Origin of the sequence: Enterobacter cloacae complex sp. S3, assembly GCF_014930495.1 — a bacterium.
GTDB lineage: Bacteria > Pseudomonadota > Gammaproteobacteria > Enterobacterales > Enterobacteriaceae > Enterobacter > Enterobacter asburiae_B.
Map to the genome: position 1 here is coordinate 79,533 of NZ_JADBRD010000018.1, position 19,382 is coordinate 98,914.

Below are 19,382 nucleotides of genomic sequence, written 5' to 3' on the forward strand. Positions count from 1 at the left end.
ATTACTCCTCCGGCAGAAGCTTCCAGCGCGGGTCGTTGTCGGGCAATGCGACCAGCGGCTGCACGACGGTCAGCACGATCTCATTGGACGAGACGCGCTGGCCTTTCTCATCTTCCACCACCGCCGACAGGTGCCAGCGGTTTGTCGCCCCTTCACTGTCATCCCAGGCAGGCATAATTACACTCCAGCCGTCGCTGCTGTTGCTTTTGGCCGGCGACGTCAGGCTCAGCGCCTGCGTATCCCCCTGCCAGTGGATCTCACGAATGCCGTGCGCGCTGCGAACCTGAAGCTTCAGCATAACGGTCTCGCCCCCTTTCAGATCCCACGGCGGCGTCGCCAGCCAGACGGACAGCGTTTTACGTTGGCGGAACTCCATCACCGGCAGGCTATTGCGCTCCGGCGAGTCGTAGCGGCTTCCGCGCAGGGAGCGCGTGGCGGCGACTTCACCGGCGGAAAGCTGCTTCACCAGCGGCACGCCAAAGCGATAGTTGAGCTTCAGCCCGAGGTTATTCTGGCTCGCGCCACTTTCGCCCTGCTTGTGCGCGGCGGTCAGGGTGACCAGCGGCACGGGGGTATAGTTAAGCCCCAGATTCACCGCCACCGGATTGTGATAGCCCGTTCCGCTGTTGAAGAGATCGACGTTATCGCCGAAGTATTGCTCGAAGCTCACGCTGGTATTCAGATGATGGAACCACGGCAGCCAGGCTTTAGCGGTGACGTCATAGCCGCGCGCCATGCGCTGCTCCTGGACGTCAGAGCGATCGCGCCAGCCAGCAAAGGGCTGATAATAGTTGGCTGACAGACGCAGATTTTCCCCCCACGCTTCCGCGCCCAGCCCGGCACGCTGCAGGTTTTCGTCCAGCAGGTTATCGTAAAATGTGTTGTAACCCAGCAGCCATTTCCCGGCGACCCAGCGCTGGCCTATTCCGGCGTTACTGACCAGGCCATCCGCCTGCTGGGTCAGGCCAAGCTGGCTCCAGCTCAGGTAACGGTTGTTATCGTTCCAGGGGATAAACCAGCTCCCGCTGCTGCCGTTAAATTTGCCATCGTTATCCACCAGTAGGTTCACGCTGGCGTTCCCCCAGGGCGAAAGCCAGGACTCAATCTGCTGGTTCACTTCGCCGCTCACCGCGTCGCGCACCTGGCCAAACGCAAACTGACGCGCCTGCTCGCCCGTTGTCAGGCCGTTGTCGGTCATGCTGGCTTCACCGAAGGCTTTCGCCATTTCGGCCAGGTGTTTTTCCCCCTCGCCCGTTGGCGCCGCCATGCCGAGGTCGGGCAAACTATCCCCATTATTATCAAAGGGATTTTGCGCCTGCTGGATAAAGGAATTCGGCGCACCGTGAACGGCTCCGACCGTAACAAGGGAGAGTAATAACAGCAAACGAATGCGGGACGATACAGCCATCAACGTCGTAAATAAGAACCTGTGTTTATGAATAAACTCCTATTATGTTAACGCGATAAGCCTTGAAATGCAGTTCTGGCGGACATTTCAGGATTATCCTGAAACAGCCCTTTCAGCTCCGGCACGCAGGAGCCACAGTTCGTACCACAGCGCAGCGTCGCCCCCAGCGCGGTGACGGAATCACACCCGCCGACGATCGCCTCCCGTATCGCATTCTCCCCGACGCTGAAACAGCTGCAGATGATGCGTCCCGGATCCGCCGCCTTCCCGACGCTCTGTCCGTTCAACAAGGCGTGGCGTTCTGCGAGAAGCACGGGTGGGGATTGAAAAGCGGCTTCAATCACCGCATGCGCCAGCGCCGGTAACGCGGTGCCCTCCCAGAAGCCCAGCATCAGCTGGCCTTCATGCCAGGCCAGCACGCTGCTGCGTTCACCGGTTTGCGCAACCTGCAGCTGCCAGCCACGAGCGCTGGCGTATTCCATTACCCACGGCAGCAGCGGTTGATCGCCCGCCACCGTCAGGCGTGAGGCTTTACGCCACCAGTAAGCCGAAGAGGGCATTTCCGGCCATTCCCGGGCATAGAGTTCCCCCTGCCAGGCGGGCTGCCAGGGCAGGATCCTGACGGCGGTTTGTTTACTCTCCGGCTGGCCCGAAACCGGATCGCAGCGCCCTTCCACCAGCGCATTCACCTTTCCCTGGCGGGCAAACCCGGCGTTCCAGTGCATCGGGGCAAACGCCTCGCCTTCCCGTATCCCGTCGCTGATTCGCACTCTTGCCACCATCACGCCGCGCGGCGAGCTGATGCGCGCCAGCTGGCCGTCGCACAGGGAAAACCGAACGGCGTCTGCCGGGCTAACCTCAACAAACGGTTCGGCGATATGCTGCATCAGCCTCGCCACGTATCCCGTTCGGGTCATGGTATGCCACTGATCGCGGATGCGCCCCGAGTTGAGAATCAGCGGGTATAACGCGCTGACCGTCGCGCCGTGCGACAGAGGGTTAACGGGAACGATGTTTCGGCGCGGAAAACTCCCCGTCGGCCACTGATAAGGCTCAAGCTGATCCCACTCCTCGCGGGTTAGCGCAGCCAGTTCATGAAGACTCAATGCCCGCGCGCCGTCATTTTCAAAGGCCGTCAGCGCCGCATGTTCGCAAAAAATCTCTTGCGGATGTTGCCAGGCAAAGGCCTCGCCGTAGCCCAGCCGTTTCGCCATCTGCGCGACGATCCACCAGTCCGGCTTCGCCTCGCCCGGCGCGGGCAGAAACGCGCGCTGGCGCGAAATGCGGCGTTCCGAGTTTGTCACCGTCCCGTCCTTCTCCCCCCAGCCCAGCGCCGGAAAACGGATATGGGCGAACCGGCTGGTATCGGTATCCTTCATCACCTCAGAGATCATCACCAGCGGGCAGTTCGCCAGCGCCTGACACACCGCGTGGCTGTCCGGAAGCGACACGGCGGGGTTAGTGCCCATGATCCACACCGCCTTCACCTCGCCGCGGGCAATGGCGTCAAACAGCTCCACCGCCATCAGGCCCGGGGTTTGCGCCAGCCGTTCCGTTCCCCAGAAACGCGCCACCCGCGAGAGATCGTCCGGCTCAAAGTTCATGTGCGCCGCCAGCTGGTTAGCCAGCCCGCCCACTTCCCTTCCCCCCATCGCGTTTGGCTGTCCGGTCAGCGAAAACGGGCCGCAGCCCGGACGGTTGAACTTCCCGCTGGCAAGATGAACGTTAATGATGGCGTTACACTTGTCGCTGCCGCTGGCGGACTGGTTGATCCCCATGGTGTAGAGCGTGATGGCCCGGGGCGCCGTCATAAACCAGTCGTAAAAGGTGCCTATATCCTGCGGCGAGAGGCCGCAAAACGCCGCCACGCGCTCAACGGGCCACTCATCCGTTCCCTGAATCACATTAAGCAGACCGACAAACAGCCCGGCGTCGCTGCCGGGGGCGAGCGCCAGATGCAGATCGGCAATATCACAGGTGGCGGTTCTGCGGGGATCGATAACCACCACCTTCATCTGCGGGTTGTCGTGCTTCGCCTGCACCAGCCGCTGGTAGAGCACCGGATGCGTCCAGGCCGCGTTCGAGCCAGCCAGCACCACCAGATCGCTGTTTTCCACATCCTCGTAGCCGCACGGCACCACGTCTTCGCCAAAGGCGCGCTTGTAGCCCACCACAGCCGAGGACATGCAGAGCCGGGAGTTGGTATCGATGTTTGCCGCGCCGATAAATCCTTTCATCAGCTTGTTGGCGGCATAGTAATCCTCGGTCAACAGCTGGCCGGAGGCGTAAAACGCCACCGCCTGCGGCCCCCATTTATCGATAATCTCCCGCAGGCGCTCTCCTGCCGCGCTCAGCGCCTGCGCCCAGTCCACCTCAAGGCCGTCAACGACCGGGCGCAAAAGCCGCCCCTGTAAGCCCGTCGTTTCCCCCAGAGCCGATCCTTTCACGCACAGGCGCCCCAGGTTCGCAGGATGGGTTTTATCCCCATGAACGCTGACCGCTTCACCTTCCGCGCGGGCGACCACGCCGCAGCCCACCCCGCAGTAGGGGCACGTTGTTCGGGTTTCCGTCATGAGGCCTCCGCACGCATTACCAGGGCGTCGCTACCAACCCACACCTTGCCGTTTTCAATCTTCACTGGCCACGCGCGCACCGCGGGTTCGCCGTTCTCTACCTGACAGCCGTCGCGCAGGCGAATGCGCTGCTTGTAGAGCGGTGATATCACCACCGGCTCGCCCGCCGCATCGCCAAGAATGCCGCGTGAAAGCACGTTCGCATCGCCGCCCGGCTCCCGATCGTCGAGGGCGTAAACGGTTTTACCAAAGCGGAAGAGCGCAATCGGCTTACGTCCAAGCCGCGCGCCGATGCCCGCCTGCTCGGGGATATCGTCGATGCCGCAAATTTCCTGCCAGCGCTTGCTTTCATCCGGCGCGGTCTCGTTCACCGTCGTGCGGAACAGCGCCAGGCGGCTGGGATCGCTGAGCGTGGTTTGCCATTCGCACTGGTAGGTTTCCACCACCCGGGCCATCTCCTGCTCCAGCTCGTGGGCGATGCCGAGGCTGTCGTTGAGGATCACCTCCCGCAGATAGTCGAGGCCGCCTTCCAGGTTGTCCATCCAGGTGCTGGTACGCTGCAGGCGATCCGCCGTGCGGATGTAAAACATCAGGAAACGGTCGATGGTGCGAATTAACGTTTCGTCGTCCAGATCGCTGGCGAAGAGATCCGCGTGGCGTGGCTTCATCCCGCCGTTGCCGCACAGATAGAGGTTCCAGCCCTTATCGGTGGCAATCACCCCTACGTCTTTGCTCTGCGCCTCCGCGCACTCGCGGGTGCAGCCTGAGACCGCCATTTTGATTTTGTGCGGCGCGCGCAGGCCCTTGTAGCGGTGCTCCAGCCGGACCGCGAGGCCGGTGGAGTCCTGCACGCCGTAGCGGCACCAGGTCGAGCCGACGCAGGATTTCACCGTGCGCAGGGATTTACCGTAGGCGTGTCCGGTTTCAAACCCAGCCTCCACCAGCGCCTGCCAGATCGCCGGCAGCTGTTCCAGAGTGGCGCCGAAAAGATCGATACGCTGTCCGCCGGTAATTTTGCTGTACAGGCTGTAGCGTTTCGCAATCTGCCCGATGGCAATAAGCCCGTCGGCAGTCACTTCCCCTGCGGGCATGCGCGGCACGATGGAGTATGTGCCGTCCTTCTGGATGTTGGCGAAGTAGCGGTCGTTGGTATCCTGCAGCGGCAGGTGCGCCGGTTTCAGCAGATACTCGTTCCAGCAGGAGGCGAGCACCGATCCCACCAGCGGCTTGCAGATCTCGCATCCGTGCCCCTGTCCGTAGCGGCTGATAAGCTGGTCAAAGGTGCGGATATGGTTGACGCGCACGAGGTGGTAAATCTCCTGGCGCGAGTACGGGAAGTGCTCGCAGATGTCCTTTTTCACCTCCACGCCCTGCTCCGCCAGCTGGAACTCCATCACCTGCTTCACCAGTGCACTACATCCGCCGCAGCCGGTCGCCGCTTTGGTGCACTGCTTAACGGCGCCGATATCCGCCGCGCCCGCGCTCACCGCCCGGCAAATATCGCCTTTACTGACGTTATGACACGAACAGATCTGCGCGCTTTCCGGCAGCGCCGCCACGCCGAGCGCTTTTGGCGCGCTGCCTGACGACGCGGGTAAAATGAGCGTTTCCGGCTCTTTCGGCAGGCTGATGCCGTTAAGCATCATCTGCACCAGCGTGGCGTATTCGCTGGCATCGCCCACCAGCACGCCGCCGAGCAGCGTTTTGCCGTCGTGGCTGACCACGATTTTCTTGTAGATTTGCTGCGGGCCGTGCGTCCACTGGTAGCTCAGCGCCCCCGGGGTGCGCCCGTGGGCGTCGCCGAACGAGGCCACGTCCACGCCGAGCAGCTTGAGCTTAGTGCTCATATCCGCGCCGGTGAAGGTTTTATCCTCTCCCGTCAGCGCGGCGGCGGCCACGCGCGCCATCTGATAGCCGGGCGCGACCAGACCGAAGATTTTCCCCTCCCACAGGGCGCATTCGCCGATGGCCAGCACGTCCGGATCGGAGGTCTGGCAGCCGTCGTCAATGCAGATCCCGCCGCGTTCGCCGATAGCCAGCCCGCTGCTGCGCGCCAGCGCGTCCTGCGGACGGATGCCCGCCGAAAAGACCACCATGTCCGTTTCCAGCTGTTCGCCATCGGCAAAGCGCAGCACCAGCCCGCCGTCCGCGGTGGCGATCTCCGTCGTGGCTTTACTGGTGTGAACGCCGACGCCCAGCGCCTCGATTTTCTTGCGCAGCATCGCCGCGCCGTCGTTGTCGAGCTGGACCGCCATCAGGTTGGGCGCAAACTCCACCACATGGGTTTCCAGCCCGAGCTGCTTCAGGGCATTCGCCGCCTCCAGTCCGAGCAGGCCGCCGCCAATCACCACGCCGCGGTGCGAGCCAGCCGCATGTGCAGCAATGTTGTCCAGGTCGTCAAGGGTGCGGTAGACAAAACAGCCCGGCAAATCGTTGCCCGGCACGGGCGGAACGAACGGGTATGAGCCGGTCGCCAGCACCAGCTTGTCCCAGTGGGTCTCATGCCCGCTGGCGGTACGCACCACGCGCGCGTCGCGGTCGATGCCGACGATCTGCTGCGACAGGCGCAGCTCAATGCCGCTGTCGGCAAAGAAATCCCCCTCCACCAGCGAGAGCGACGCCGCGCTGCGGCCGCCAAAATATTCCGACAAATGCACGCGGTCGTAGGCGGCATAGCGCTCCTCGCCAAAGACGACGATCTGATACTGCTGATGCAGATTGCGCTTAACGCAGTCTTCGAGGAAATGATGGCCGACCATACCGTGCCCAACCACCACCAGAGTAGGTTTTGTCATAGCATTCTGTCCTGCAACCTGCGGTTGCGTAGTGAAACGATCGAACAGCCAGTCCGCGTGGGCGGGCGCAGCCGTTGCCAGTAAATCGGTAAACGTTGCCGCGCTGCGGCAGTCGCCCATCAGCAGCGCGCCAGCCAGCGCCCCCTGATGGATCAATAAACGACGATAGTGACGGGTCAGCGGATCCCATGCGCTCCAGACCACGTCGCCCTCCTGCTCCGCCGCACGGCCGAGGCTGAACAGCTCCACGCCCGTCACCTTGAGGCGCATCCCGCTGTCGGTCAGGGTAAACGGCGCGGTAGCGTCCCCGGCCAGCCGCGCGGCCAGGATTTCCGCCTGCGCCAGGCAGGGGGCGACCAGGCCAAACGTCTTCCCGTCAATTTCGCAGCACTCGCCGATGGCGTAGACGTTCGGTTCGGAGGTTTGCATCTGGTGATCCACCACGATGCCGCGCGCGCAGCGAATGCCGCTGGCCTGCGCCAGCGCGACGCTGGGCTGCACGCCGGTCGCCAGCACCACGCGAGCGGCGACGACGCGGCGCCCGTTGAGCAGCGTCACGCTATTCCCGCTCACCGCTGCGATGCCCGAGGCGAGCTCACAGCGCACGCCCCGCGCCGCCAGCGTCTCTTCCAGCAGCATTCCCGCCTGCCGATCCAGCTGCTGCTCCATCAGCCACGGACCGCGATGAACCAACGTGACGTTGTCACCTGAGCGCGCCAGCGCTGCCGCCGTCTCAACCCCGAGCACGCCGCCGCCCAGCACCACCGCCGGACCGGCGATCGTCCGAATGGCACGGGTATCCTCCAGGGTGCGGAACGTGAACACATGCGGCGCATCGCAGCCGGGGATTGGCGGAATAAAGGGCGTTGATCCGGTGGCAAACACCAGCGCGTCCCAGCCCAGCGTGCGGGCGGTGGTTTGCACTTCCCGCGCGTCCACGTTCACGGCGATCGCCTTTTCACCCCGCAGCACCGTCACGCCGCGCGACTGGTACCAGTCGTCATCCTGCAGACAGATGTCTGCAGCCTGCTTTTCACCGCCCAGGACCGGCGAAAGCTGGATGCGGTTATAGGCATGCTCCGGCTCGTCACCGATGACGGTGATAGCGAAACGACCGGCAGCACGCCCGGTGAGCGCGGCAATCAGCCGCGTGGCCGCCATGCCATTTCCGATAATGACCAGTCGCATCAAAGCCCCCTCGTTACGCCGCTTTCGGCTGCTTTTCATAGAGGAAATGGAGGATCTGCTGGCGCATGTGGTGATAGCGGCTGTCGTCGGCCAGCTGCACCCGGTTGCGCGGGCGCGGCAGGTCCACGCGCAGGATCTCCCCGACGGTGGCCGCCGGGCCGTTGGTCATCATCAGCACGCGATCGGAGAGCAGCACCGCCTCGTCCACGTCGTGGGTAATGAGCACGATGGTGGTGTTCAGCGCCTGCTGGATCTGCATCACCGAGTCCTGCAGATGCGCGCGCGTCAGGGCGTCGAGCGCGCCGAAGGGTTCATCCATCAGCAGGACTTTCGGCTTCATCGCCAGCGCGCGGGCAATACCGACGCGCTGCTTCATGCCGCCGGAGATCTCCCCCGGGCGCTTGTGCAGGGCGTGCCCCATCTGCACGCGGTCGAGGTTATGCTCAATCCACTCCCTGCGCTCCGCCTTGCTCATGCTGTGGCGAAACACGTGATCGACCGCCAGGGCCACGTTGTCGAAGCAGGTGAGCCACGGCAGCAGCGAATGATTCTGAAAGACCACGGCGCGCTCCGGACCCGGCCCGGCGATTTCACGGTTGTCGCAGATCAGCCCGCCTTCCGTCGGCAGGGTAATACCGGCGATGAGGTTCAGCAGCGTCGATTTGCCGCAGCCGGAGTGCCCGATCAGGCTGACGGTTTCGCCCTCGTGGATATCAAAAGAGACGTTTTGCAGCGCCAGAAACTCGCCGCTGGCGGTGGAAAAACGCTGGCTCACGGCCTGGACCTGAATTAATGGTTTCATGTTCGCTCCTTATTTTTCCTGCCAGCTAAAGCGACGGGCGATCAGCATCAGCCCCTGCTCCAGCAGCAGCCCGACCACGCCAATGATGACGATGGCGATGAGAATGTTTTCGACATTGAGGTTGTTCCACTCGTTCCAGATCCAGAAGCCGATCCCTAAACCTCCGGTGAGCATCTCGGCGGCGACGATCACCAGCCAGGCGATGCCGATGGAGAGACGCACCCCGGTCAGCACCGCGGGCAGCACCGCCGGGAAGAGAATGCGGCGCATGATGGTCCACTCGGAAAGCTGCAGCACCCGGGCCACGTTGAGGTAGTCCTGCGGAATGCGGCGTACGCCTTCGGCGGTGTTGATCACCATCGGCCAGATGGAGCAGATGAAAATGGTCCAGCTCGACGCGGGTTCCGCTTTCTGGAACAGCAGCAGGCCGATGGGCAGCCAGGCCAGCGGGCTAACCGGGCGTAACAGCGCGATCAGCGGGCCGAACATGCGAGAGAAAAAGGTGAAGCGACCAATCAGGAAGCCGAGCGGGATCCCGGCGAGCGCGGCCAGGCCAAAGCCCACCGCCACGCGCTGTAATGAGGCGAGCACGTTCCAGCCGATGCCCATATCGTTAGGCCCGTCGCGATAAAACGGATCGGCAAACAGGGTGATGGCGGAATCGAGCGTGCTGAGCGGCGTCGGGAAACCTTTGCTGTTAATCGCCGCCAGCTGCCAGAGCACCACCAGCAGTCCCAGACCGAGAAACGCCGGGATGATGCGCTGGAGGATCGCGTTAATCCGACGCGCAAACGTCGGCGTACGGCGGCGAACCTGCACCGGAGGCAGGACAATCACCTCCCCACTCTCCGGCGTCTCGTGTGAATTCGTCTTTTGCAGATGCTGCATAATCAGGCCTCTTTACGGTGAATGGCGAAACGGCTGGCGTATCCTTCCGGGTCTGTACCGTTCCAGACGGTGCCGTCCATCAATGTGCTGCTGCGTAATGGTGAAGTCGGTGTGCTGATGCCCCCCACCGCCGTGGCGGCATCCTGCCAGACCGCGGTCTGGTTAATGCGCTGCGCGATGCCCGCGTAGTCCGGCGCGGATTTGAGCAAGCCCCAGCGGCGGAACTGGGTTAAGAACCACATGCCGTCGGAGAGATACGGGTAGCTGACGGCCCCCTCGTTGAAGAAGCGGATCGGGTGTGCGTCCTGCCAGCGCTGGCCCAGGCCGTTGTCGTACTCGCCGAGCATGCGTCCGGTGAGATACTGTTCTTTGCAGTTGAGCCACGCCCGGCGGGAGAGGATCTGCGCGGTCTCGCGTTTGTTTTCCGGGGAGGCTTCGATCCAGCGCGCCGCCTCCAGTACCGCGCTCACCAGCGCCCGCGCGGTGTGCGGGTTTTTCGCCACCCAGTCGCGGCGCGTACCGAGGATTTTTTCCGGATGATCGGCCCAGATAGACTGCGACGTGGCGGCGGTAAAACCGATGCGGTCGTTGATTGCCCGGGCGTTCCACGGCTCGCCGACGCAAAAGCCAACCATGTTGCCAATGCGCATGTTCATCACCATCTGCGGCGGCGGCACCACCACCGTGCGCACGTCGTCAAAGGGGTTAATGCCCGCGCTGGCCAGCCAGTAGTAGAGCCACATGGCGTGCGTCCCGGTCGGGAAGGTGTGCGCGAAGGTGTAGGTGCCGGGCGCCTGCTGCCCAATGAGCTTTTTCAGCCCGTCAAGGTCTCGTACGCCCTTCTCAGCCAGATCGCTGGAAAGCGTAATCGCCTGGCCGTTCTGATTGAGCGTCATCAGGTTCGCCATCTGCTGCGGCTTGCCGGCGATGCCCAGCTCCAGGCCGTACAGCAGGCCGTAGAGAATGTGCGCGGCATCGAGTTCGCCCGCCACCAGCTTGTCGCGCACCGCCGCCCAGCTCGCCTCTTTGGTGGGCACGATGGTAATACCGTATTTTTTATCAAAGCCTTTCAGCGCCGCGATAACCACCGGGGCGCAGTCGGTCAGCGGGATAAACCCGATGCGCACCGTTTCCTGCTCCGGTTTATCCGAGCCTGCCGCCCATGCGGCCTGCATGATACCCGGTAACAGCATTGCGCCACTCGCCAGCACGCTGGCCTGCAAAAAACGCCGTCTCGACAAATCCGCCATGACCAACCACTCCTGAAAAAAAACCAAAAAAAAGCGCCCACGATGCCGAAGCACCAGTGGACGCCTTTATCCCGAAGACGCATGCGCCGCCGTTGGCGCATCGTCAAAAATGGTTAATCCGATAATGCAAAGTGAATGCCAGGTTTTAACCCGCAGTTTCCGGGGCGCTAACCGAACTCCCCTCGCCTGCACGCACCTTAATCAGGCACAAAATGCCCGCTGACCGTGCAGCTACTCCTTTGGTGTTACCTGCCATAAATTCTTCACCATTAGCAGCGCGCGGGCGATATCCACCATCCTTTGGTTTTTGTCCATCGCCATTTTGCGCAGCGCCGTCCAGGCCTGTTCCTCACTCATATTCTGGTGGGTCATCAGCACGCTTTTCGCTTTATCAATGACTTTGCGCTCTTCAAGCGTATCGCGCAGCGATGCTAGCTGGCGCGAGAGCTGTTCTATCTCGCGTGCCTGCTGGCGCACCAGGGTGAGCAACGGTTTTTCCGGATACTGTATCAGCGGGTCGTCCTGCTCATCGGCGGGAGGCACGTACTCATCGTTACGGTAAATACGCTCGTCCACCGCCGTCATCAGATCGGCGATGAGCGTCTCCTCCAGCGTGCGCAGATGCTCAAGGCGCGCGGTTTGCAGAGCAAACCAGGCCAGAGCGGTAAGGCCATCATCCGCGGCAGGCTGGCGAGTACAGGCTACGCGCCGGAGTTGCTCCGTTTCACGATCGGGCTGGCAGTGGAGAGAAAAGGTGGTCTGGACGTCAGCGGAGCTGTGTGAGAGAAAAATTTCAAAGCAGGCCTGCTGCCCGTCGATGCGGTCAACCAGCCTCTGGCGAGTCACATCATCGAAAAAGCCCTGCGTGAAGCCAATCGCCCCCAGGGCCCGTTCCTGTCCCGCCAGCTCTTTCCCCTGCATCAGGCTATAAAGGGCAACAAAACGCCCGGCGATTTGCGGATCGTCAATGCTGTCATTGAGCTGCGGCACGATACTGAGCAGATGGCGGAGCATGCGGGAGTAGTGTTCCATCGCCTGCGGCGCCGTTACCGTTTGCTGAATAACACCGTCGCGCAGCGCGGGAAGCATATCAAGGCACTGAAGCGCGCCGCCGATACGTTCACAGACGGTACTTCCCGGGATCGGCGACTGTTTTTCAAGAATGTCATAAAGTGCAGCGAGGTTTTCATCCACCAGCGCCCGGCTGGCTTTGCATTCGGGGGCGTAGAGCTTACCCTGTGAGCAGAGCCAGACGTTGGACGCCCCACGCTCGCACTGTAACATATGCACCAGTTGGCTAATGCCGTGCACAAGCACGCCAAGCTGTGCCAGCTTGCTGAGCTGCTCCCGGCGCATCATTCTTGCGCGCTCGAGCCATTCGCCAGCGCCTGGCGAAATGCCAGCCATTAATGTCATGCTTACTCTCCAGAACAGCGAAACTCGGGAAAGCTAAGCAATATTCGTGCCTTTATAAGAACAGGAGTCAACATGCAGAAGATTGTGATCGTCGCCAACGGTGCGGCTTACGGCAGCGAATCCCTTTTTAACAGCCTGCGCCTGGCGATTGCGCTGCGTGAAAAAGAGAGCGACCTGGCGTTACGACTCTTTTTAATGTCGGACGCGGTCACCGCGGGGCTGAAGGGTCAAAAACCGGCAGAAGGCTATAACATTCAGCAGATGCTGGAGATCCTCACCGCGCAAAACGTGCCGGTGAAGCTGTGCAAGACCTGCACCGACGGCCGCGGCATTACCGGTCTGCCGCTGATTGATGGCGTAGAGATTGGTACGCTGGTTGAGCTGGCCGAGTGGACGCTGTCCGCCGATAAAGTATTAACTTTTTAATAATAAACCCGTAAAAATATTATTTTCTTATGGACGCGGTTTCAGCATCAAGTTTACCTGCGGGGTTGCCGATAGGCATGGAAACAACACAGCAGGTATTTCACTTATGTTCAGATCGATTCGTGCACGCATCATCGTGGCGACGGCAGGCTGTCTGGTCGTCGCCCTTCTCCTTAATACCGTTATCAACTTCCAGGTCACGCGCCAGGATAACCAGCAGTCCCAGCGCGATATCCTGACCAGCACCAGCGCCAGCCATAACATGGCGATTGCCGACTGGGTAAAAAGCAAGATGACGGTGATCGCCTCCGCGCAGACCGTTGCGCTGAATGACGACCCGGTTCCGGTGTTTAAACAGCTTGCGCAGGCGGGTGGATTCACCAACGTCTATGTTGGCTACGCCAGCAAAACGGCGAAATTCTCTGAACCGGCGGGCGTTCCGGCGGACTATGACCCGACTATTCGCCCGTGGTATCAGCAGGTGGTCAGCACGGACGGTCCGGTTGTCACCGCGCCCTACGTTGACGCGGGGACCGGTAAACTGGTGGTAACCTTTGCGGTGCCGGTGAAAGAAAATGGCACGCTCAAAGCGGTCGTGGCGGGCGATGTGGCCATGGATAGCGTGGTGGCAAACGTGCGCGGGATCCATCCCACCCCGGCCAGCAGCGGGTTGCTTCTGAACAGCGACGGCAGCGTGATTGCCGCTAACGATCCGGCTCTGACGCTGAAACCGTTTGGTGAGACGATCAAGGGCATTGATTTTGCTGCGCTGAAAAGCGGTAACCCCGTCGACGGAACGCTGAACGACGCGGAAAAAACCTTCGTGGCGACAGCCGTGCCGGGCACAAACTGGCTGTTAGTCATCGCGCTCGACAGCGGTGACGCCACCTCCGGCATGCGTTCCCTGCTTAAAGCCTCGGGGATTTCGCTGGTGATCCTCGCACTCCTGGGCGCGGCGATTGTGCATTTCCTGATTGCCCGCCTGCTCAAGCGTTTGTCCGACATTCGCGACGCGATGCACAACATTGCTAACGGCACTAACGATCTGTCCCAGCGCCTGCCGGATAACGGCGAAGACGAGGTCGCGCAGATTGCCCAGGCCTTTAACGCCTTCAGCGATAAGCTGTCGGTGGTGATGGTGCAGCTCCGTGACGCCAGCGAATCGGTGAAAAACGCCGCGCAGGAGATTGCCGCAGGTAACCAGGATCTTTCCGGACGTACCGAGCAGGCGGCATCCAGCCTGCGCGAGACGGCCAGCGCCGTGGAGCAGATCACCGCCTCCGTGACGCAGTCGAATGAATCGGCGGCAGAAGCGAACGACCAGGCGAGCAAGGCCTCAGCGGCCGCGGCGCGCGGCGGCGAGGTGGTATCGCAGGCGATCAGCACCATGCAGTCCATTGAAGTCGCGTCGGCAAAAATTGGCGATATCACCAGCGTGATTGACGGCATTGCTTTCCAGACCAACATTCTGGCGCTGAACGCCTCCGTCGAGGCGGCGCGTGCGGGTGAGCAGGGACGCGGGTTTGCCGTCGTAGCAGGTGAAGTGCGTAACCTGGCAAGTCGTAGCGCTCAGGCGGCGAAAGAGATCAAATCTCTGATTGACTCCACCACCGACAGCGTGGCAACCGGCTCCCGCTACGTGCATCTGGCGGGGGAAAGCATGGATGAGATCCGCTCCAGCATCGGCAGCGTCTCTGGCATCATGCGCGAAATCTCCATCGCCACCAGCGAGCAGATGAAAGGGATTCATGAGATCAACCACGCGGTGACCCATCTCGACAGAATGGTTCAGCAGAACGCCGAGCTGGTGGTGGAATCCGCCGCCGCCGCGGGAGCCCTGCAGAGCCAGGCGGGCGACCTTGCTGAAACAGCCGGGCATTTCCGCATTTAATCTTCTTCCGGCGCGCGTTTAGCGGGTAAAACGCGCGCCAGCCTAAATTTTGAGGAATTTTGTCATTTTTGTTTAATCGTTGTGCCATTTTTTGATCAAAATCAGCATCCCGCCCCCTCCCCTTTGGTGTTATGCCATGAGTGAATTGTGAACAACATCACGCTCGGATATGGCAGCAGGGAGAGCGTTGTTTAAGACTACGGGGTAAAAAATGGCACTGGTAAAAACAAGTTTGAAACTGTTTGGCGGGGATACGGTAGTGGTGCGTTGCTCAGAACGCTGTCGTATTCATCTGATGAGTTCGAAAGCACAAAAACAGTCCCAGGCGGATATTCTCACCGTACAGGACGATAAGGCCTGGCTTACCGTGCCGTATACCGGCACGTGGGATGTGCTGATCGATAGCCACAGCCAGTCGCTGGAGCACTCCGTCAGCTACGTGGCAGCATAAGTTTAAACGCCCGGCAAGCCGGGCGTATTGTCAGGCAAAACCCGGTCGCAGCGCGCTGTTGAGCGGGTTCCCTTCCAGCAGCGCCTTCACCTTCACCACCAGCTCATTCAGATAATCGTCCTTCATGCCGAGGCGCGTCAGCTCCTGATCGAGGGAGAAGAGATACTGCGCGTTGGTGCCCAGCGGCCCGCTGGCAGCGGCAATCAACGGGGCAATCACCTGCGTGCGGGTATCCGCTTCATACAGGGGATGACGCGGGTCCATAATAAACACCAGCGCGTTGACGGTGCGTCCGTCGTCCAGTTCCAGCTTGCACCAGCTCGGCATATAGCAGCCGGTGATCATCTCGCGCTTCCAGAGCAGCGTGAGCTCCTCTTCCAGCGTGGCATCCGGCAGGCGATACGCCACGCCCGTGGTGCGCCCGCCCTCTTTCAGTGCAAGCATGCGCCCGGGCTGGCACGCGCTGCCGCGTCCGGCCGTCAGGCGCAGGCAAAATGCGCGATGCCAGCCAGGCAGCGTTCCCGTTGCCGATTCGACAAACTCCAGAGCCGGGTTCCACATCAGGGAGCCGTAGCCAAAAATCCATACCGGGCCATCATCCGGGCGGCAGGCAAGCGTAGCAGCGAGTGATGCCGCACGTTGTTCAGCTGACCAGAGAAGCGATTCCTCAATAGCACCAAATGCCGTCTTACAGTCTGCCTTCATTAAGAAATCACGCGTTAACACTTTCCACCTCCGCCACTGCATGCTTCCTTGCGACATCTGTAATTCGCCTTCCCGGCATTTTATGCTGGTCATTTTGCCAGCAGTCGAATAACGATAAGCAATTAGCGGACCAGTTGCAATACAACGGAAGTTCAACCGCCTGAAAAGTCAAAATGAAGGCAGCGAATCATTTCACGGCTATTTCTTTTTATGCCATTTATCGTCGTCTCCTTTCTCATATTCATGTTTTACTGCGGCCCAGGCGACTTTGTGGGCCGTCTCTTCACGGCTGGCATCATCCCGGCGATCGTCCTTGTCTTTGTACTGATCCCAGGCGCTGTTAAACGCCTCTTTGTAGATATCCTGCGCGTGAGCGGGCAGCACGTTTTGTACGTTATCCGGTAATTCGCGTTTCGCTTTATAGGGCATCACTAACCTCTCTTTTGGTTAAAGAGTTAAGTGTGGACGACGATACGCCATGGTGCCACCCGGCAATAATTTATGAATAAATTACATTTTTAATTAATTGTTATTTAATGAGTAATCAACAAAGAATCTGAATTATACTCATCATCAATGAAAATAATGACAAAGGGTAAAATTAAGTAAAAAACAAAGGGTATTCAACAGAGATCTGTTAATTTAATGACCTCAAAAATCTATCTATAATTACAAGCACCTGCATTGATGGAGAAGCACATGACAGCAACACACGAGGCGGTAAAGACCCGCCACAAGGAGACGTCACTCATTTTCCCGGTTCTGGCACTGGCTGTGCTGCTCTTCTGGGGAAGCAGTCAGTCACTGCCAGTGGTGGTTGGTATCAATATTCTTGCCCTGGTCGGCATCTTAACCAGCGCATTTAGCGTTGTTCGCCATGCGGACGTCCTGGCCCACCGTCTGGGCGAGCCGTACGGATCGTTAATTCTCAGCCTTTCCGTTGTTATTCTCGAAGTCAGCCTGATTTCCGCGCTTATGGCGACCGGCGATGCCGCGCCGACGCTGATGCGCGACACGCTCTATTCGATCATTATGATTGTGACGGGCGGCCTGGTAGGCTTCTCTCTGCTGCTGGGCGGGCGCAAATTTGCGACCCAGTATATGAACCTGTTCGGCATTAAACAGTATCTTATCGCCCTCTTCCCGCTGGCGATTATCGTGCTGGTCTTCCCGATGGCGCTGCCGGGTGCAAACTTTTCCACCGGGCAGGCGCTGCTGGTCGCACTGATTTCCGCCGCCATGTACGGCGTGTTTCTGTTGATTCAGACCAAAACGCACCAGAGTCTTTTTGTGTACGAGCATGAAGACGACGGCGACGATGATGACCCGCACCACGGCAAGCCGTCGGCCCACAGCAGCGCGTGGCATACGGTTTGGCTGATCGTGCATCTGATTGCGGTGATTGCCGTCACCAAGATGAACGCTAACCCGCTGGAGACGCTGTTAACCGAGCTGAACGCGCCGGTGGCGTTTACCGGCTTCCTGGTGGCGCTGCTGATCCTGTCCCCTGAAGGGCTGGGCGCGCTGAAAGCGGTGTTGAATAATCAGGTACAGCGCGCAATGAACCTGTTCTTCGGCTCCGTACTGGCGACGATTTCACTTACCGTACCGGTGGTGACGCTGATTGCCTTTATGACGGGCAACGAGCTGCAGTTTGCGCTGGGCGCGCCGGAGATGATTGTGATGGTCGCCTCGTTGCTGCTGTGCCAGATTTCGTTCTCAACCGGGCGCACCAACGTGCTGAACGGCGCGGCGCATATGGCCTTGTTTATTGCGTATCTGATGACGATATTTGCATAATTTTATCCGGTGCGGGCTGATGCCCTCACCCCAACCCTCTCCCACAGGGAGAGGGAGAACAAAAAACCCGCCGAAGCGGGTTTTTTTATTAGTTGCTGGTATCCAGCTCGTCGAAGCTCTTCACCAGATCGTCAATCGCTTTGATCTGCTTCAGGAACGGCTCCAGCTTGTCCAGCGGCAGCGCGGATGGGCCGTCGCATTTCGCGTTAGCCGGATCCGGGTGCGCTTCAATGAACAGGCCGGCCAGGCCGGTCGCCATGCCGGCGCGCGCCAGCTCGGTCACCTGAGCGCGACGGCCGCCGGACGCGGCGCCGAACGGGTCGCGGCACTGCAGAGCGTGCGTCACGTCGAAAATCACCGGAGACTGACCGGAGACATTTTTCATTACGCTGAAGCCCAGCATATCCACGACCAGGTTGTCGTAACCGAAGTTTGCGCCACGGTCACACAGGATGACCTGATCGTTGCCGCCTTCGATGAACTTATCGACGATGTTGCCCATCTGCCCAGGGCTGACGAACTGTGGTTTCTTCACGTTGATAACGGCACCAGTTTTCGCCATCGCCGCAACCAGGTCAGTCTGGCGAGCGAGGAACGCCGGGAGCTGAATCACGTCCACCACGTCTGCCACCGGCTGCGCCTGTGATGCTTCATGCACGTCGGTGATCACTTTCACGCCAAAGGTCTGCTTCAGCTCCTGGAAAATTTTCATTCCCTCATCCAGGCCCGGGCCACGGTAAGAGTTGATAGAGGAGCGGTTGGCTTTGTCAAAAGAGGCCTTAAACACGTACGGGATGCCCAGCTTCTGGGTCACGGTCACGTAGTGTTCGCAGATACGCATGGCGAGATCGCGGGATTCCAGCACGTTCATGCCGCCAAACAGTACGAACGGCAGGTCGTTTGCTACCTTGATATCACCAATGCTAACCACTTTTTGTTTCATAGGATCGCCTTATTCAGGTGTGAATCGGAATTAAGATTAATGCAGTGTAATTTGTTTGTGCGAGATCGCGTTGATCTGCGCACGAATCATTTCGCTAATGGGATCTTCCGGACACTGCTCAACGAAATAATTCAAATCATTCAGCGCCACGTGCTCACAGTCGAGCTGCGCGTAGATCAGCCCACGATCGCGAATTTCGTACGGGTCTTCCGGGTTGAACTGCAGCAGTACTTCACTGGCGCGCAACGCCAGCTCCATCTGACGCTCTTCCATTAACGCAGACTTCAGCGTATCCAGCAGCTTGCGGATCACTTCTGCGTTATCCGCCTCGTCGAGATCTTCGTTGAAGAGCTCAGCCACCGGGCTGATATTGCCTTTCAGCCACACGTCCAGCGTATGTTCATCCAGCGTGTCGCCGTTGAAGGGATTAATGAGCCACATTTCGCCGTCCAGCCACTCAGCACGCAGGATCATCTGCGTCGGGAAAATGACCGGGACCAGCGGAATATCCAGACGGTGCGCGACCCACAGCAAAATAGAGCCCAGCGCCACGGCGCTGCCCTGACGATTTTTTAAGACCTGGTCCAGCCATAACGCGTCAGACAGGCGATACACGCCCCGCGTGTCGCAGAAACCCCATTCGCCGTAGAAAAGCTCCAGCAGCTTCTCTAATTGCCAGTCTTGCGGGCGAGCCTGATTAATCTCTTCACGCGCCAGGCTGACCAGATTCTCCAGCTCATCGTAGACAAACTGCGACGTAAAATCGTCGCGAATCATCTCGGAAATCAGGATCATGCCATCGCAAAGCGGCACTTTATTAAATTCGAAATCGGCTAAGGACCTCAT

15 protein-coding genes are annotated in these 19,382 nt (G+C 60.0%); 4 read left to right on the forward strand and 11 right to left on the reverse strand.

The features are described 5' to 3' along the window. Window position 1: 1 nt before the first annotated feature. The 7 genes from IM317_RS10540 to nasR form a co-directional block, all read right to left on the reverse strand. Window positions 2–1,408, reverse strand: coding sequence for a YchO/YchP family invasin (locus IM317_RS10540; protein ID WP_033145767.1), 1,407 nt, complete (start codon window positions 1,406–1,408; stop codon window positions 2–4). A 47-nt stretch (window positions 1,409–1,455) separates the two neighbouring features. Further along, on the reverse strand, window positions 1,456–3,981 hold the full coding sequence (locus tag IM317_RS10545) for a nitrate reductase (RefSeq protein WP_033145768.1): 2,526 nt from the start codon (window positions 3,979–3,981) through the stop codon (window positions 1,456–1,458). After that, window positions 3,978–7,964, reverse strand: a complete 3,987-nt coding sequence (nirB, locus tag IM317_RS10550) for a nitrite reductase large subunit NirB (RefSeq protein ID WP_072196632.1) — start codon at window positions 7,962–7,964, stop codon at window positions 3,978–3,980. The genes IM317_RS10545 and nirB overlap by 4 nt, the downstream gene beginning before the upstream one ends. 13 nt (window positions 7,965–7,977) lie before the next feature. After that, the gene (locus IM317_RS10555) at window positions 7,978–8,766 is read right to left on the reverse strand and encodes an ABC transporter ATP-binding protein (RefSeq protein ID WP_033145769.1); all 789 of its coding nucleotides are present in this window, start codon (window positions 8,764–8,766) and stop codon (window positions 7,978–7,980) included. A 9-nt stretch (window positions 8,767–8,775) separates the two neighbouring features. After that, entirely contained in the window at window positions 8,776–9,654 is an 879-nt protein-coding gene (ntrB, locus tag IM317_RS10560) for a nitrate ABC transporter permease (protein WP_033145770.1), read from the reverse strand. 2 nt (window positions 9,655–9,656) lie between these two features. After that, window positions 9,657–10,904 (reverse strand): CmpA/NrtA family ABC transporter substrate-binding protein, encoded by a 1,248-nt coding sequence (locus tag IM317_RS10565; RefSeq protein ID WP_033145771.1) that lies wholly within the window; start codon window positions 10,902–10,904, stop codon window positions 9,657–9,659. A gap of 231 nt (window positions 10,905–11,135) precedes the next feature. Next, on the reverse strand, window positions 11,136–12,320 hold the full coding sequence (nasR, locus tag IM317_RS10570; protein ID WP_033145772.1) for a nitrate regulatory protein NasR: 1,185 nt from the start codon (window positions 12,318–12,320) through the stop codon (window positions 11,136–11,138). A 72-nt stretch (window positions 12,321–12,392) separates the two neighbouring features. Here nasR and IM317_RS10575 point away from each other — a divergent pair, with 72 nt between their 5' ends. The 3 genes from IM317_RS10575 (at window position 12,393) to IM317_RS10585 (ending at window position 15,088) form a co-directional block, all read left to right on the forward strand. After that, window positions 12,393–12,746, forward strand: a complete 354-nt coding sequence (locus IM317_RS10575; RefSeq protein ID WP_008499522.1) for a DsrE/DsrF/TusD sulfur relay family protein — start codon at window positions 12,393–12,395, stop codon at window positions 12,744–12,746. Between the two features lie 106 nt (window positions 12,747–12,852). Next, complete coding sequence (locus IM317_RS10580) at window positions 12,853–14,637, forward strand: methyl-accepting chemotaxis protein (RefSeq protein WP_033145773.1); 1,785 nt, start codon at window positions 12,853–12,855, stop codon at window positions 14,635–14,637. A gap of 211 nt (window positions 14,638–14,848) precedes the next feature. Then, window positions 14,849–15,088: a DUF1883 domain-containing protein gene (locus tag IM317_RS10585; protein WP_010432930.1), complete on the forward strand. Its 240-nt coding sequence runs from the start codon at window positions 14,849–14,851 to the stop codon at window positions 15,086–15,088. A 30-nt stretch (window positions 15,089–15,118) separates the two neighbouring features. Here the strand turns inward: IM317_RS10585 and IM317_RS10590 are convergent, their stop codons facing one another. Together IM317_RS10590 and chaB are read right to left on the reverse strand one after the other, a co-directional pair. After that, complete coding sequence (locus IM317_RS10590; RefSeq protein ID WP_033146546.1) at window positions 15,119–15,814, reverse strand: gamma-glutamylcyclotransferase; 696 nt, start codon at window positions 15,812–15,814, stop codon at window positions 15,119–15,121. A 177-nt stretch (window positions 15,815–15,991) separates the two neighbouring features. After that, on the reverse strand, window positions 15,992–16,222 hold the full coding sequence (gene chaB / locus IM317_RS10595) for a putative cation transport regulator ChaB (RefSeq protein ID WP_023312121.1): 231 nt from the start codon (window positions 16,220–16,222) through the stop codon (window positions 15,992–15,994). 270 nt (window positions 16,223–16,492) lie between these two features. Here chaB and chaA point away from each other — a divergent pair, with 270 nt between their 5' ends. Continuing rightward, window positions 16,493–17,593 (forward strand): sodium-potassium/proton antiporter ChaA, encoded by a 1,101-nt coding sequence (chaA, locus tag IM317_RS10600; RefSeq protein WP_023312122.1) that lies wholly within the window; start codon window positions 16,493–16,495, stop codon window positions 17,591–17,593. Between the two features lie 88 nt (window positions 17,594–17,681). Here chaA and kdsA read toward each other — a convergent pair whose 3' ends face one another. Both kdsA and sirB1 read right to left on the reverse strand, forming a co-directional pair. Continuing rightward, window positions 17,682–18,536, reverse strand: a complete 855-nt coding sequence (gene kdsA / locus IM317_RS10605) for a 3-deoxy-8-phosphooctulonate synthase (protein ID WP_033145774.1) — start codon at window positions 18,534–18,536, stop codon at window positions 17,682–17,684. Between the two features lie 36 nt (window positions 18,537–18,572). Then, window positions 18,573–19,382 (reverse strand): invasion regulator SirB1, encoded by an 810-nt coding sequence (gene sirB1 / locus IM317_RS10610; RefSeq protein WP_023312124.1) that lies wholly within the window; start codon window positions 19,380–19,382, stop codon window positions 18,573–18,575.

What these genes read in the sequence shown, in the direction of transcription:
- IM317_RS10580 (WP_033145773.1), top strand. Translation starts at nt 12,853, where the DNA reads ATGTTCAGATCGATTCGTGCACGCATCATCGTGGCGACGGCAGGCTGT.
- IM317_RS10545 (WP_033145768.1), bottom strand. Translation starts at nt 3,981, where the DNA reads ATGACGGAAACCCGAACAACGTGCCCCTACTGCGGGGTGGGCTGCGGC.
- IM317_RS10540 (WP_033145767.1), bottom strand. Translation starts at nt 1,408, where the DNA reads ATGGCTGTATCGTCCCGCATTCGTTTGCTGTTATTACTCTCCCTTGTT.
- nirB (WP_072196632.1), bottom strand. Translation starts at nt 7,964, where the DNA reads ATGCGACTGGTCATTATCGGAAATGGCATGGCGGCCACGCGGCTGATT.
- sirB1 (WP_023312124.1), bottom strand. Translation starts at nt 19,382, where the DNA reads ATGAGGTCCTTAGCCGATTTCGAATTTAATAAAGTGCCGCTTTGCGAT.
- ntrB (WP_033145770.1), bottom strand. Translation starts at nt 9,654, where the DNA reads ATGCAGCATCTGCAAAAGACGAATTCACACGAGACGCCGGAGAGTGGG.
- chaA (WP_023312122.1), top strand. Translation starts at nt 16,493, where the DNA reads ATGACAGCAACACACGAGGCGGTAAAGACCCGCCACAAGGAGACGTCA.
- IM317_RS10585 (WP_010432930.1), top strand. Translation starts at nt 14,849, where the DNA reads ATGGCACTGGTAAAAACAAGTTTGAAACTGTTTGGCGGGGATACGGTA.
- nasR (WP_033145772.1), bottom strand. Translation starts at nt 12,320, where the DNA reads ATGACATTAATGGCTGGCATTTCGCCAGGCGCTGGCGAATGGCTCGAG.
- kdsA (WP_033145774.1), bottom strand. Translation starts at nt 18,536, where the DNA reads ATGAAACAAAAAGTGGTTAGCATTGGTGATATCAAGGTAGCAAACGAC.
- IM317_RS10565 (WP_033145771.1), bottom strand. Translation starts at nt 10,904, where the DNA reads ATGGCGGATTTGTCGAGACGGCGTTTTTTGCAGGCCAGCGTGCTGGCG.
- IM317_RS10575 (WP_008499522.1), top strand. Translation starts at nt 12,393, where the DNA reads ATGCAGAAGATTGTGATCGTCGCCAACGGTGCGGCTTACGGCAGCGAA.
- chaB (WP_023312121.1), bottom strand. Translation starts at nt 16,222, where the DNA reads ATGCCCTATAAAGCGAAACGCGAATTACCGGATAACGTACAAAACGTG.
- IM317_RS10555 (WP_033145769.1), bottom strand. Translation starts at nt 8,766, where the DNA reads ATGAAACCATTAATTCAGGTCCAGGCCGTGAGCCAGCGTTTTTCCACC.